This is a genomic window from Nocardia sp. NPDC050717, from assembly GCF_040654275.1.
Taxonomy (GTDB): domain Bacteria; phylum Actinomycetota; class Actinomycetes; order Mycobacteriales; family Mycobacteriaceae; genus Nocardia.
This window is the reverse complement of sequence record NZ_JBFAHR010000004.1, coordinates 242,375-256,353: the sequence shown is the minus strand read 5'-3', so window position 1 is coordinate 256,353 and position 13,979 is coordinate 242,375. Positions and strand designations below refer to the sequence as shown.

The following is a 13,979-nucleotide window of genomic DNA, read 5'->3' as shown; positions in this document are numbered from 1 at the left end:
CCTGCGTTCTCATGTGTGGAGCTCGGTGTTCACCATGGGTCCCCGACCCGGACGGGTCGCTACCTGCGGAGAGGTAGTGCTCGCCGCTGCGCACTCACAAGCTCCATTCTGAACCTGTGGGGACCCGACCGGAACAGGTTCAGGAAGCCGCGCGCAGATCTGTGATGGACAGCGGCGCGTCCGAGCTGACCAGGTAGCGCCGCAGCGTCCACTGGTCGTCGAGGACCAGCCAGTCGATCGCGTCGCTGAGTTCGGGCCTGCGGTCGGCGGTGGTGATCCCGAAACGGGCGTCCTGGGCGGCGGACGCGCCCGTCGCGACGGGCACGGGGGTCGCGCCGATCTTGCGGACCGCGGCCGCGGCGACGATCGACTCGACGTCGGCGTCGATCGCCAGCGCGATCCGGTCACCGATCGCGGCGCCCCGGGTGAGCAGCAGCCGGGCCAGCCGGTTGGCCCAGCGGTCCAGGTCGGCGTCGGCGAGATGTCCGTCGGCGATCGGGGCGCCGGCCTGCCTGCGCGGCAGCTGGATGACATTGTCGGCGGTGACCAGAGTGCTCATCGGATGTCTCCTCGAGGGCGAGTCGGCGGTGCTTTTCGGTACACCTCCAATCTCGTCCCCGAGCGGCCTTCCCGACAGGAACCCCAGCGTTGGGGTGCCGACTCCCAGGGGGCGTGATGTTCACCCCAAGGTGGTGAACCCGGCGACGGGTGTTCTCGTTCCGCGATGCCGGACGAGGTGTCAACCGAAGCCGATGATCTCGATGTCGCGGTAGGCGTGGTCGGTCGCGATCAGCACGAGAGAGCCCCCGAGGGTGACCCATCGCAGACCCACGGTCTCCGGTGGCACGGTGACCGGCCTGGCCTGACCCGGAAGACCGGTCCGCTTGTCCCATGTGCGCAGCGTGTACTCATTGTTCCGACGGGTGACGACGACCACCTGGTCGGCGAGCATCGCGGTCGCGTGGGTGAAGTGCGCGTGCTCCCCGACCGATGCTCGATCGAGCTCGGTCGTGTGCGTTCCGTCGGCCGCCGACAGGACCGCCCACCCGTCCTCAGGATCGTCCGGGCGGGCGGAACTGATCAGGATGTCGTTGTCCGCCTCGAGCACACGGGGGTATTGGTCGCTCGATACGACCACAGCCGAGGCCAACGGGCCGTTCGGCGGGAGGAGAATTTCGGTCTCGCCGTCGTCGTGGCTGCACGTCGTCCAGACGAACCCGCTGTCGCGCACCTGGACCTCGGCATAGCAGGGCGTTTTCTCGTCGGTGCGGGGAAACTGCGTTGGTCGTGTATCGCGCCCGATTCATCATCGAGCTCGGTGATGACCACCGCCGCGTTGTCGCCGTAACCGCAGGACTCGACTCGGTGGATCGCGGTCATGGTGGCGACGACACGCTGCAGGGTTGCGGCGCACCCGGACGCTTCTGGCGGGGAGCTCCACAGGGTGCGACCCGTCCTGGCGTCGACTCGGGTCACCGTCCCACGGGGGGAGGTGAAGGCGAGCAGGTTCCCCCGCACGATGGGCTCGTTGACGGCGAACAGGTTCCCCCGCATCATGCGGTCGATGAGATCGCTGTCGGCGAGAAGATCCGTCGCAGTCCAGAGGAGTTCGCCGGTGGCGGTGTCGAAGGCCAGCCAGCCACGCTTCTCCCAGTAGGTCAGCACGGCGTTCTCGCCGCGCGGGGCAACGGTCATCCTCGGCACGTTCGCCACGCCGTCGGACCCGACGCCGAGACGGCGGTAGTGCCAGCGCGCGGTCCCTGTCGCACCGTCGTACATCGTGATGCCATCCAGGGCCGAGACGACGAATCCGTTGCCGGTGAAAATGATTCGGGAGCCCGGCTGACCAGGTTCCGCCGGAAGCCGCAGGCGGAACCGCTCGGGTCCGAGCACCGCGGGCGTGGCCGTTTCCGGGCGGGGCCCGGCGGTGGCTCGATCGATCGAGCTCGTGTCGTCGCCCAGCCGGGCCGCGATCCCGGCGGCGCCGAGCACCGGCACGATGCCGACGACGACGGCCGATGCGAGCGCCCACCGTCGGGGGCGCGCGGCCGTCGGCGTCGCCACGAGCACGAAGACCAGCGCCGCGCCGAGGAGAACGAGGGCCAGCGCGGCGATGGCGGACGGCGCCCGCGGTGTGGCGACGAAGATCGAGGTGAGTCGCTGATACGTCGACGGGATGTGTGAGGTGACCGCGAACGCGATGCCACCAATGAGCACCGCCACCATCGCGAGTACGCCACCGGCGGTGAAGCCCGCGACGCGCTCGTCACCGCGGTGCTTACGGGCCAGTACCGCAGTCCCGATGAGCACCGCGGCCCCGATGAGTACGACCGTTCCCGCGAGGACGAGGGAGCCCCGGACGAGGCGGAGGGGGAAATCGCGGGTTTCCGCGTCGTCGTCGTCCAACGGCACCGGAATCGGCGCCGCGACGAACTGGCTGTACAGCGCGAGCGCGACACCGCCGGCGAGGAGCACGGCACCGACCACACCCGCCAGGATCGGCAGCGCACTCCGCGGACGCGCGTCATCGATGGACTGATCGTCGGACATGTTCCCCCCGAAGAAGACTCGATCGACACCACCCCCGGGTGTCGCGTCGAGATTAGCGCCCATAGTGGCGACGCCGACAACGCGTCGCCACCACGCTCAGCGGGGGTTGCCGCCGATGCTGAAGTGGGCGCCGGTGGGGTCGGTGAGGCCGGCCATGCGGCCGTAGGGGGTGTCCATCGGGTCGAAGACGACGGCGCCGCCGAGGGATTCGGCGAGTTCGGCGGTCTTGTCGACGTCGTCGGCGCCGAAGTAGACCGTCCAGGCGCCGGGGACGCCCTCGGGCAGGTGGTCGCCGCCGTCCATCACGCCGCCGCGCATGGGGGAGGTGGCGTGGATGGTGGTGTAGCGGAACTCGGGGGAGTCGGCGACGGTGAACGCGTCGTTCCAGCCGAAGACCTCGCGGTAGAACGACAACGAGGACTCATAGGAGCGCGTCATCAGCTCGAACCACGACGGCACCCCGGCGTGCTCGCTCCAGACGCCGCCGCCGACCTCACCGATCGCCTCGAACCCCGGGAACTGATCGGCCTGCCAGACGCCGACGCCCACCCCGCCGACATCGGCCAGCACCGCCATCGTGCCGAGATCGCCGACCGCCATCGGCTCGACGATCACATTGCCGCCCCCGTTCTCCGCCCGCCTGGTCGTGGCCACGGCGTCGAAGGACGCCAGGTACACCGTCCAGCGGTCCGGGAACGGATCGCCGTCGTCGGGCCTGCGGTTCATCGCGCCCGCGACCGCCTTACCGTTCTTGCGCAGCGTGGTGTACCCGCCGAATTCCTCGCCGCCGCGTTCGGCGGTCCAGCCGAACAGTTCGCCGTAGAAGGCGATGGCGCGGTCGAGATCGGCGGTGTAGAGATCGACCCAGGTGGGATCACCGGGCTGGCGGGTGACGGACATGGCGACTCCTCGGCTGCGGGGGACTGGCTCGACAGAGACGGTGGCGACGCGCACCCACCGTCATCGATCATGACGCCCGGGTGGCGGAAAAGTCATCGGCGACATCCGTTGCACCCGCGCGACCTGCGGAGGAAGATCGAGAACGGCGTCGGTTCGACACGCCGCGGATCGTCTACGGCGCGCTGAATACGACACAGAGTAGGACCCGCGCGTCGTGCTGCGGCAGCACGGTTTACGATTCACTCCAACGCATGCTGACCGTCGTCTGCCTCTGGCCCGAGGACGGAGAGCCCGCGAGTGACGTACAGGCATCTTCAGGAGGATCAGTGACTGCGGTAGAGCCCAGGCCAGTCCCTCAGTTGGAAGCGACTCGACCGTATCCTGCTCGGACCGGGCCCAAGGGCTCGTTCCTGTACAAGGCGGTCACCACCACCGACCCCAAGGTGCTCGGCACCATGTACCTGGTGACGGCGATCAGCTTCTTCCTGGTCGGCGGCCTCATGGCGCTGCTCATGCGCGCCGAGCTGGCGCGCCCGGGTCTGCAGTTCCTCTCGCCCGAGCAGTTCAACCAGCTGTTCACCATGCACGGCACGATCATGCTGCTGTTCTACGCGACGGCGATCGTGTTCGGCTTCGCCAACATCATCCTGCCGCTGCAGATCGGCGCCCCCGACGTCGCCTTCCCGCGACTGAACGCGTTCAGCTACTGGCTGTACCTGTTCGGCGGCACCATGGCGACCGCGGGCTTCGTGACCCCCGGTGGCGCGGCGGACTTCGGCTGGACGGCGTACGTGCCGCTGACCGACATCCTGCACTCGCCCGGCGTCGGTACCGACCTGTGGATCCTCGGCCTGGCCGTCTCCGGTCTGGGCACCATCCTCGGTGGCGTCAACATGCTCACCACCGTGGTCTGCCTGCGCGCGCCCGGTATGACGATGTTCCGCATGCCGATCTTCACCTGGAACATCGCGGTGACCTCGGTCCTGGTGCTGCTGGCCTTCCCGCTGCTGACGGCGGCGCTGTTCGGTCTGGCCTACGACCGCCACCTGGGCGGCCACATCTACGACCCGGCCACCGGCGGCATCCTGCTCTACCAGCACCTGTTCTGGTTCTTCGGCCACCCCGAGGTGTACATCATCGCGCTGCCGTTCTTCGGCATCGTCTCCGAGATCTTCCCGGTCTTCAGCCGTAAGCCGATCTTCGGTTACACCACGCTGGTCTACGCGACCCTCGGTATCGCGGCGCTGTCGATCGCGGTGTGGGCGCACCACATGTACGCCACCGGCGCGGTGCTGCTGCCGTACTTCTCCTTCATGACCTTCCTCATCGCGGTCCCGACCGGTGTGAAGTTCTTCAACTGGATCGGCACCATGTGGCGCGGTCAGCTGACGTTCGAATCACCGATGCTGTGGTCGATCGGCTTCCTGGTGACCTTCCTCTTCGGTGGTCTGTCGGGCGTCATCCTGGCCTCGCCGCCGCTGGACTTCCACGTCACCGACTCGTACTTCGTCGTCGCGCACTTCCACTACGTGCTCTTCGGCACCATCGTGTTCGCGACCTTCGCGGGTATCTACTTCTGGTTCCCGAAGATCACCGGCCGCATGATGGACGAGCGCCTGGCGAAGTGGCACTTCTGGACCACCTTCATCGGCTTCCACACCACCTTCCTGGTGCAGCACTGGCTGGGCGCCGAGGGCATGCCGCGTCGCTACGCCGACTACCTGCCCAGCGACGGCTTCACCACGCTGAACACGATCTCCACCATCGGTGCCTTCATCCTGGGCTCGTCGATGCTGCCGTTCGTGTGGAACACCTTCAAGAGCTACCGCTACGGCGAGGTCGTCACGGTGGACGACCCGTGGGGCTACGGCAACTCGCTCGAGTGGGCCACCACCTGCCCGCCGCCGCGGCACAACTTCTACGAGCTGCCGCGCATCCGCTCGGAGCGTCCGGCGTTCGAGCTGCACTACCCGCACATGATCGAGCGCATGAAGGCCGAGGCGCACGTGGGCTGGGGCTCGGGCAAGCACGCCACGCACGTCAGCGAAGGCGCGCTCGCGAAGAAGTAGGAAACACCGTAAGACGAGGGTGTGCACCTGCTGGGTTCACCAGCAGGTGCACACTCTTTTTGTGGGTAATCGAACGGAGCAGATCGACTTGGCCGACACCACAGTTCTCGTGACCGTCACCGGCCCCGACCGACCCGGCGTCACGTCCGTGCTGCTGACGGCGCTGTCCAAGCATCAGGTGAGCCTGCTGGACGTGGAACAGGTCGTCATCAGGGGCCGCCTCACCCTGGGCGTGCTGGTGTCGTGCCCGAACGACGCCGAGGCGCTGCAGGACGACCTCGAAGAGGCGATGAACACCGTCGGCATGCAGGTCGACGTCTCCGTCGACGCGCAGATCGGCAAGCCGCCGATGTCGACGCACGCCGTCGTCGTGCTCGGCGCGCCCGTCACCGCGCACGCGTTCAGCGCGATCTCGCGGATCCTGGCCGCCCTCGGCGCCAACATCGACACCATCCGCGGCATCGCCGACTACCCGGTGACCGGCATGGAACTGATGGTCACCGCGACCGACACCGGCGCCGACACCGACTCCCGGCTGCGCACCGCGCTGGCCGACGTGGCGGTCGCCGAGCAGGTCGACATCGCCGTCGAGCGGGCCGGGCTGGCGCGGCGGGCCAAGCGGCTCATCGTGTTCGACGTCGACTCCACGCTGATCCAGGGCGAGGTCATCGAGATGCTGGCCGCGCACGCGGGCGTCGAGGACCAGGTCCGCGAGGTCACCGAGGCCGCGATGCGCGGTGAGCTGGACTTCGCCGAGTCGCTGCGCCAGCGCGTGGCCACCCTGGAGGGCCTCGACGAGTCGGTGATCGAGGAGGTCGCCGACCGGATCGAGCTCACCCCCGGCGCGCGCACCACCATCCGCACCCTGCGCCGGATCGGGTTCCGCTGCGGCGTGGTCTCGGGCGGCTTCCGGCAGGTCATCGAGCCGCTCGCGCACGAGCTGGAACTCGATTTCGTGCAGGCCAACACGCTCGAGATCGTCGACGGCAAGCTCACCGGCCGGGTGGTCGGCGAGATCGTCGACCGGGCCTTCAAGGCCACCGCGCTGCGCAAGTTCGCCGCCGACGCGGGCGTGCCGATGGAGCAGACCGTGGCCGTCGGCGACGGCGCCAACGACATCGACATGCTCAACGCCGCCGGGCTCGGCGTCGCGTTCAACGCCAAGCCGGCATTGCGCGAGGTGGCCGACACCGCGCTGTCGCATCCGTACCTGGACGCGGTGCTGTTCATCCTCGGCGTGACCCGCGACGAGGTCGAGGCCGCCGACGCGCGCGACGGCGGCGTGCGCCGGGTTCCGCTGCTCGGCCGGTAGTCCTGGCGCGTCGCGACCGGCGCAACCCGGTCGCGGCGTTAGCCTCCAGCGCAGGGTGTCCTTCGGCGTTGGGAGCGTGCCATGCGGAAAATCCTGCTCGCGGTCTGCGCGGTGACGGTGGCCGTCACCGGGTGCGGAGACGATGACGACCGCGCGGGCGACCTCTCCTCGACCACGATCCGGCTGCCGACCGCGGCGCCGCAGAGCGCCGCGGGTGCGGTCGAGGTCGACGAGCGGTTCAACGGGAGCACCGTCGCGCTCGAACTCGGGCAGCGGCTGCTGGTCCGGCTGCCGCAGAACTCGAACGACGGCGACTCCTGGACGCCGGTGAACGTCGAGCGCGGTGTGCTCGCCCCCGAACCGCCGGTGTCGGAGGGCACCAGCATGCTGTGGCCGTTCCGCGGCGTCGGGCCGGGGACCTCGACCATCCAGTTCGCGTACGGACCGGCCAGTGAGGCGCCGATCGAGCCAGGGCCGGAGTTCCTCATCACCGTGCGGGTCGCCTAGCGCGCACGGTCCCGTCGCGGCCCCGGCGGGACGGCGCCGATAGGCTGATCGGCAGTGGTGGTGTCGATCGAATCGGGTGTTGAGGCATGGGCAGCGGGGACGTGAGCGTGGAGACCGAGGCGCGGGAGCGTGACGACGCGGCCGAATTCGCCCTCAGGCACGCCGAATTGGCGCGCGGCTACGGCGGCACCGGTGATCCCGACGACCCGGCCATGGTGCAGGCCATGCAGATGGTGCTGCACATCCCCAAGGCCGAGCCGCCCGCCCGCAGCGCGCTGCTGGAAGCCGCCGCGGCCGCCGCGGTCGCGGTGTGCCTGGATCCGCGCTCGGGGCCGGGCGGGGAGTGGGAATCGCGGTACCTGGCGTGGAAGCGGTCCAGGATCAGGAAGGTCGCGCGCCGGGCCCGTGGCGCGCAGTGGCTGGCCGCGGGCGCGGTCGACGGGGTGACGATCGAGGTCGACGGCGCCCAGGCGCGTGCCTTCGTGCCGGGCCCGGTCGGCGCGATCGACCAGCGGATCCGCAAACTGCAGATCGGCGGCACCGACCTCGACCACGACGAGCCCGGCCCGCCCGATCCGGAACTGCCCGTGCTGTGGGTGAACGCGGCGCTGGAGATGTCGGTCGGCAAGGCGGCCGCGCAGGTCGGTCACGCGAGCATGTTGCTGGCGGGGGCACTGCCGGTGGCGGCGGCCGCGGCCTGGGCCGAGCGCGAATTCCGGTGCGCGGTGCGCGATGCCGGACCCGACCGGTGGCCGGGACTGGTGGCCGAGGTGTCGGCGGGGCGGGCGGTGGCGGTGCGGGACGCGGGCTTCACCGAGGTGGCGCCCGGCTCGATGACGGTGATCGCGGTCCCCGGCACCGCCTGACCAGCGCCGACGAATCCCGCGCGGGCCGGTCGTTCCACTGACGGCTCCGGTGGGCCAAGATGGAGCGCGTGTCGCAACCCGATCCCGATCTGCTCATCGACTTCTCCGACGTGACCATCCGCCGCTCGGGCCGAACGCTCGTGGGCCCCGTCAGCTGGCAAGTCGAACTCGACGAACGCTGGGTGGTGCTCGGCCCGAACGGGGCCGGCAAGACCTCGCTGCTGAGAATGGCCGCCGCCGAGGTCCACCCGACCTCGGGCGCGGCGAATCTGCTGGGGGAGACGCTCGGCCGCGTCGACGTCACCGAACTGCGGCCACGCATCGGGCTGTCCTCGGCCGCGGTCGCCAGCCGCATCCCCGTCGACGAGAAGGTCAGCGACCTGGTCGTCTCGGCGGGGTACGCGGTGCTGGGCCGGTGGCGGGAACGCTACGACGAGATCGACACCGAACGCGCCATCGACATGCTGGAAACCCTGGGCGCCGAACACCTTTCCGATCGCACCTACGGCACCCTGTCCGAGGGCGAGCGCAAGCGCGTGCTGATCGCCCGCGCCCTGATGACCGATCCGGAACTGCTGCTGCTCGACGAACCGGCCGCCGGCCTGGACCTGGGCGGGCGCGAGGAACTCGTGGAGCGGCTCGGCAATCTGGCCGCCGACCCCGACGCGCCCGCGATGGTCCTGGTGACCCATCACGTGGAGGAGATCCCGCCGGGCTTCACCCACGCCCTGCTGCTCAAGGAGGGTGAGGTGGTGGGGCAGGGACTGCTCGAGGACGTGCTCACCGCCGAGAACCTCAGTGCGGCGTTCAGCCAGTCCATCGCGCTGGACCGGGTCGACGGGCGCTGGTTCGCCCGCCGGGCCCGGCGCGCGGGTCAGCACCGCAGGGCCTGACGCCCACTCAGCGGGATGCCGGGGTCCCGCGCGTCCGCTCGCCCTGCTGAATAGTTCGCAGAGCGAACCACACGGGCGTTAGGGTGCTGGAAAGCCGGGTCGGCGGTGGTCGGCTCGGTGATCAGGCGGTGGAGAGGAACGGTATGAGTGAGTCCGGGGTGCCCGCACGGGCCGCGTCGACGGTGATGCTGGTGCGCGACGGTGGCGCGGGCCTCGAGGTGTTCCTGCAGCGCCGGGTGTCGGGGATGGCGTTCGCCGCGGGCGTCACCGTGTTCCCCGGCGGTGGGGTCGACGCCACCGACGGTGTCGCCGACATCGCCTGGGCCGGCCCCGAACCCGCCTGGTGGGCGAAGCGTTTCGGCACCGACGAGCCGGCGGCGCAGGCACTGGTCGCCGCCGCCGTGCGGGAGACCTTCGAAGAATGCGGTGTCCTGCTCGCCGGGCCGACCGCCGACTCCGTCGTCGACGATTCGACGCGCTACCGCGAGGCCAGGGGCAAGCTCGAACGCCGGGAACTCTCGCTGGCCGACTTCCTGGCCGCCGAGGGCCTGGTGCTGCGCGCCGATCTGCTGCGCCCGTGGTCGAACTGGATCACCCCGGAGTCCGAGCCCCGCCGCTACGACACCCACTTCTTCGTCGCGGTGCTGCCGCAGGGGCAGATCGCCGACGGCGCCACCTCCGAGGCCGCGCACGTCGCCTGGAGTACGCCCCGGGCCGCGCTGGCGAGCTGGCGGGCGGGCGAGCACGTGCTGATGCCGCCGACCTGGTCGCAGCTCGACGCGCTGTGCGGATTCGCCGACACGACCGCCGTGCTGGCCGCCGAGCGCGACATCGTGCCGATCATGCCCAGGTACTCACCCGGTGCCGGGGGCAGGCCGCTCTCGGACTTCCCGGACAACGAACGGTATTTCGCGGAACTCCCGCAGCAGGCCGGATTCGGCGGCCGGTAGGTTTGGCCGCATGGCCGAATTCGTCACCGTCGAGCTGCCCGCGGAGCCGTCCGCGCGCGGCGTCGCGCTGCTGCGCATCGATCGTCCACCGCTGAACCTCGTCGACGCCCAGCTGGCCCGCGAGGTCGCCGCCGCGGCGGCGACGGTGGCCGAGCACCCCGGTGTCGCCGCGCTCATCGTCTACGGCGACGAGCGGGTGTTCAGCGCGGGTGACGAGATGAGCGAACTCGCCGAACTCGACGCGGGGCAGGCCGCGGCGATGGCCGCCGACCTGCAGGCGGCGCTGGGCTGTCTGACCAGGGTGCCGCAGCCGACGGTCGCCGCCATCACCGGCTACTGCCTCGGCGCCGGTCTCGAGCTGGCGCTCGGCGCCGATCACCGCATCATCGGCGACAACGTCAAGCTCGGGCTGCCCCAGATCAAGGCGGGGCTCATTCCGCTGTCGGGGATCCGCAGGCTGTCGCTGCTGATCGGCGCGAGCCGCGCCAAGGACCTCGTCTACACCGGTCGCTTCGTCGACGCCGAGGAGGCCGCGGCGCTCGGTCTGGTCGACGAGGTCGTCGCGCCCGACGACGTCCTCGCCGCCGCCCGCCGCTGGGCCGAACAGTTCGTGACGGCCGCGCCGCGGGCACTGGCCGCCGCCAAGGCGGTCTTCGAGGCGGGCCCGCACGGCCACTCCGCGGCCGTCGCCGAATGGTCGGCGTTGTTCGAGACCGACGACGCCCGCATCGGCACGCGCGCCTTTGCCGCCGACGGTCCGAACAGCGCTGTTTTCACCGGACGCTGAGCTGAGACCGGTCAATCGACCAATTGGAACGGCCGGAACCAAGACCGCCCATTGCGTGCTGAGGGTCTCCTATTACTCTTGGCGGTTATGACGGTCCACCCCGATGACCCGGCGCCGAACCCGCACGCCACCGAGGCCGAGGTCGAAGCAGCGCTCAAGGACACCAAGCTCGCCCAGGTCCTGTATCACGACTGGGAAGCCGAGACGTACGACGACAAGTGGTCGATCTCGTATGACGAACGCTGTATCGCCTATGCCCGCGGCCGGTTCGACCTCGCCGTAGGCCCCGCCCCGCTGCCCTACGAGCGGGCGCTCGAGCTCGGCTGTGGCACGGGGTTCTTCCTGCTGAACCTGATGCAGGGTGGCATCGCGAAGAAGGGTTCGGTCACCGACCTCTCGCCCGGCATGGTGAAGGTCGCGCTGCGCAACGCCGAACACCTCGGCCTCGATGTCGACGGCCGGGTCGCCGACGCCGAGACCATCCCGTACGACGACGACACCTTCGACCTGGTCTGCGGCCACGCCGTGCTGCACCACATCCCCGACGTGGAACTGGCGCTCAAGGAGTGCCTGCGCGTGCTCAAGCCGGGCGGGCGCTTCGTCTTCGCCGGTGAGCCCACCACCGTCGGCAACTTCTACGCCCGCAAGCTCGGTCAGGCCACCTGGAAGGTGACCACCGAGATCACCAAGCTGCCGTTCCTGTCCGGCTGGCGCCGTCCGCAGACCGAGCTGGACGAGTCCTCCCGCGCCGCCGCGCTCGAGGCCGTCGTCGACCTGCACACCTTCGATCCGAGCGATCTGGAGAAGATGGCGAAGTCGGCGGGCGCCGTCGACGTGAAGGCCACCACCGAGGAATTCGCCGCGGCCCTGTGGGGCTGGCCGGTGCGCACCTTCGAGGCCGCCGTGCCCGACGAGAAGCTCACCATCGGCTACCGCATGGCGCAGTACCGGGCCTGGCTCGGCCTGAGCTGGCTCGACGAGAACGTCCTGCGCAAGGTCGTGCCCCGCGAGTTCTTCTACAACGCCATGATCACCGGCGTGAAGCCGGGCGCGGCGCAGAAGTAGGTGGGGTACCGCTTCGGCCGCGACGACGTCGCCTATCTCGGCAGCGCGGCAGGCCGTGCCGCGCTCGCCGAGGTCGACCGGCTGGAGCTGACCACCGCGACGCACCTGCGCGACATCGAGCAGGTGCGTCGTGTGCACGCCGAGCACGCGGCCGCGCTGATCGAGACGGTGCGCCTGCGGCGCAAGGCCGCGGCGAAACTGCCCGCGGCGGCCGACTGGCTGTTCACCGACGACGCGCTGCAGCAGGCCACGCCCGCCCTGGTCGCCCGGCATCGCGCCGCGCGGCTGGCCGGTCGCGCCGTGCACGATGTCACCTGTTCGATCGGCGCCGAGCTCGCCGAGCTGGCGCCGGTGTGTCCGGTGGTGGTCGGCAGTGATCTCGACGAGGTGCGGCTGGCCATGGCCGCCCACAACCTCGCGGTCGCCCCCCTCGCGGCGCCGGGGGCCGCCTCCGACCCGGTCAGGCCGGACCTCGGCGATAAGGAATCCGCCCGCGGGGCGATCGGCGGTGCCGCCCCGCAGTCGGTGGCTGTGCGCGGTCCCGGTGCCGCACACCCTGCGCCGACCGCCGCGGACCGTGGCCGAAACATCGTGCTGGCCAAGGCCGATGCCCTCATCCCGATCACCCGCGACACGGTGATCATCGCCGATCCGGCCCGTCGCGCCGACGGCCGCCGGACCTACGACCCGGCGAAACTCCAGCCTCCGCTGCCCGATCTGCTGGCCGCTTACGTCGGTCGTGACATCGCCGTGAAGTCCGCGCCCGGCCTCGACTTCGACCGGCTCGGCTGGGACGGCGAAGTCGAGATCGTCTCCCTCGACGGCGCCGTGCGCGAAGCCTGCCTGTGGTCGTCCGGGCTGACGGAACCCGGCATCACCCGCCGCGCGACCGTCCTCGACTCCCGGGGCGACGCGACCACTCTCACCGACGCCGACCCCGACGACATCCCCGAACGCGCACCCGGCGACTGGATCGTCGACCCCGACGGCGCCGTCGTCCGCGCGGGACTGGTCCGCCACTACGCCGCGAAACACGACCTCTGGCAACTGGACCCACACATCGCCTACCTCACCGGCGACACAGTCCCCTCCGGCATGCGCGGCTTCCGCATCGAGGACCGCTTCGAGCTGCGGGAGAAGACGTTGCGCCAGGAACTCGCCCGGCGCGACTGCGGAGCGCTCGAGATCCTCGTCCGCGGTGTCGATGTCGATCCCGACGCCCTCCGCAAGAAGCTGAAGCTTCGTGGCTCCACCCCGTACACGCTCGTCCTCACCCGGATCGGCCGCACCGGCACCGCTTTCCTGTGCACGGCAGCTGCCGCCGTGCGGTGATTGCGCGCGGTGCCACGACGCTCCGCCGTCAGTGCCTGGTCCAGTCGGGCTGGGTGAAGTGCGCGACCCGGGACTCGGCGGGCGAGCGGCCGAGGAGCACGACCGCGCGGAACTGCCACAGCAGCGCGCCGGTGGGGGCGTGGATGGTCATCCCGGGGCCGAGACGCATCTGGAGCAGCCCGCCGACATCGGCCTCCGGCAGATCGCCGCGTAGTTCGTGCTGGAGGGTGGCGTCTTCGGGGCGCACCCAGTGCGGCACGTCCTCGGCGGCGAGCCTGGCGAGGTCGACGTGGTGGACGGTGAACACCTCGTCCGGGTTCGGCCGCAGGGCGTCGACGTCGTCGACCGTGACCACGATCGGGGTGATCGCGAAGCCGGAGGTGGCCGGGAAATCGTCGAGCAGGCCCAGCACGTCGGCCGGTTTCGCGGTCAGGTTCAGTTCCTCGTGCAGTTCCCGCAGCGCCGCCGACTCGGCGGTCTCACCGGGCTCCAGGCGCCCGCCCGGCAATCCCCACTGGCCCGCGTTGCGACCGCGATAGGCGCGCTTCATCACGAGCACCGCCAGGCCGTCCTCGGCGCCGGGCACCACGCACAGCGTCACGCCGGCCCGGCGCGTGCCGGGGGCATCGGGAACAGCGATCCGGGGAAACGCCGCCAATCGGGCTTCGGCGAGGGCGCGGAATTCCGCGATGCTGCGCGGCAGGTGCGGGTTGCTCACCCCTCGATCTTGCCCCAGCGGTCGATCCGC

14 protein-coding genes are annotated in these 13,979 nt (G+C 70.4%); 9 read left to right on the top strand and 5 right to left on the bottom strand.

Going from position 1 to position 13,979, the window contains the following annotated elements:
- Positions 1-139 precede the first annotated feature (139 nt).
- The 4 genes from AB0H56_RS11785 to AB0H56_RS11770 form a co-directional block, all read right to left on the bottom strand.
- Positions 140-559, bottom strand: coding sequence for an AMP-binding protein (locus AB0H56_RS11785; protein WP_357160851.1), 420 nt, complete (start codon positions 557-559; stop codon positions 140-142).
- Positions 560-739: 180 nt separating this feature from the next.
- Entirely contained in the window at positions 740-1,108 is a 369-nt protein-coding gene (locus AB0H56_RS11780; protein ID WP_357160848.1) for a hypothetical protein, read from the bottom strand.
- Positions 1,081-2,550 carry a PQQ-binding-like beta-propeller repeat protein gene (locus AB0H56_RS11775; protein WP_357160845.1) on the bottom strand — a complete coding sequence of 490 codons (1,470 nt, stop codon included), beginning with the start codon at positions 2,548-2,550 and terminating at the stop codon, positions 1,081-1,083. The genes AB0H56_RS11780 and AB0H56_RS11775 overlap by 28 nt, the downstream gene beginning before the upstream one ends.
- A 96-nt stretch (positions 2,551-2,646) precedes the next feature.
- On the bottom strand, positions 2,647-3,450 hold the full coding sequence (locus AB0H56_RS11770) for a VOC family protein (protein WP_357160842.1): 804 nt from the start codon (positions 3,448-3,450) through the stop codon (positions 2,647-2,649).
- Positions 3,451-3,776: 326 nt separating this feature from the next.
- Here AB0H56_RS11770 and ctaD point away from each other — a divergent pair, with 326 nt between their 5' ends.
- From ctaD to AB0H56_RS11725, 9 genes are all read left to right on the top strand, one after another.
- Positions 3,777-5,519 carry a cytochrome c oxidase subunit I gene (gene ctaD / locus AB0H56_RS11765; protein WP_357160839.1) on the top strand — a complete coding sequence of 581 codons (1,743 nt, stop codon included), beginning with the start codon at positions 3,777-3,779 and terminating at the stop codon, positions 5,517-5,519.
- Positions 5,520-5,601: 82 nt separating this feature from the next.
- Positions 5,602-6,831: a phosphoserine phosphatase SerB gene (gene serB / locus AB0H56_RS11760; RefSeq protein ID WP_280346865.1), complete on the top strand. Its 1,230-nt coding sequence runs from the start codon at positions 5,602-5,604 to the stop codon at positions 6,829-6,831.
- Between the two features lie 81 nt (positions 6,832-6,912).
- Complete coding sequence (locus tag AB0H56_RS11755) at positions 6,913-7,338, top strand: protease inhibitor I42 family protein (protein ID WP_357160836.1); 426 nt, start codon at positions 6,913-6,915, stop codon at positions 7,336-7,338.
- Positions 7,339-7,424: 86 nt separating this feature from the next.
- The gene (locus AB0H56_RS11750) at positions 7,425-8,204 is read left to right on the top strand and encodes a peptidyl-tRNA hydrolase (protein ID WP_357160833.1); all 780 of its coding nucleotides are present in this window, start codon (positions 7,425-7,427) and stop codon (positions 8,202-8,204) included.
- A gap of 59 nt (positions 8,205-8,263) precedes the next feature.
- Entirely contained in the window at positions 8,264-9,097 is an 834-nt protein-coding gene (locus AB0H56_RS11745) for an ABC transporter ATP-binding protein (RefSeq protein WP_110036206.1), read from the top strand.
- Between the two features lie 143 nt (positions 9,098-9,240).
- Complete coding sequence (locus tag AB0H56_RS11740; RefSeq protein WP_357160829.1) at positions 9,241-10,047, top strand: NUDIX hydrolase; 807 nt, start codon at positions 9,241-9,243, stop codon at positions 10,045-10,047.
- A 10-nt stretch (positions 10,048-10,057) separates the two neighbouring features.
- On the top strand, positions 10,058-10,834 hold the full coding sequence (locus AB0H56_RS11735) for an enoyl-CoA hydratase-related protein (protein WP_357160826.1): 777 nt from the start codon (positions 10,058-10,060) through the stop codon (positions 10,832-10,834).
- 87 nt (positions 10,835-10,921) lie between these two features.
- Entirely contained in the window at positions 10,922-11,899 is a 978-nt protein-coding gene (locus AB0H56_RS11730; RefSeq protein WP_110036203.1) for a class I SAM-dependent methyltransferase, read from the top strand.
- The gene (locus tag AB0H56_RS11725) at positions 11,900-13,231 is read left to right on the top strand and encodes a class I SAM-dependent methyltransferase (RefSeq protein ID WP_357160822.1); all 1,332 of its coding nucleotides are present in this window, start codon (positions 11,900-11,902) and stop codon (positions 13,229-13,231) included. It begins immediately after the preceding gene.
- A gap of 28 nt (positions 13,232-13,259) precedes the next feature.
- Here the strand turns inward: AB0H56_RS11725 and AB0H56_RS11720 are convergent, their stop codons facing one another.
- Positions 13,260-13,949: a CoA pyrophosphatase gene (locus AB0H56_RS11720; protein WP_357160819.1), complete on the bottom strand. Its 690-nt coding sequence runs from the start codon at positions 13,947-13,949 to the stop codon at positions 13,260-13,262.
- Between the last annotated feature and the right edge of the window lie 30 nt (positions 13,950-13,979).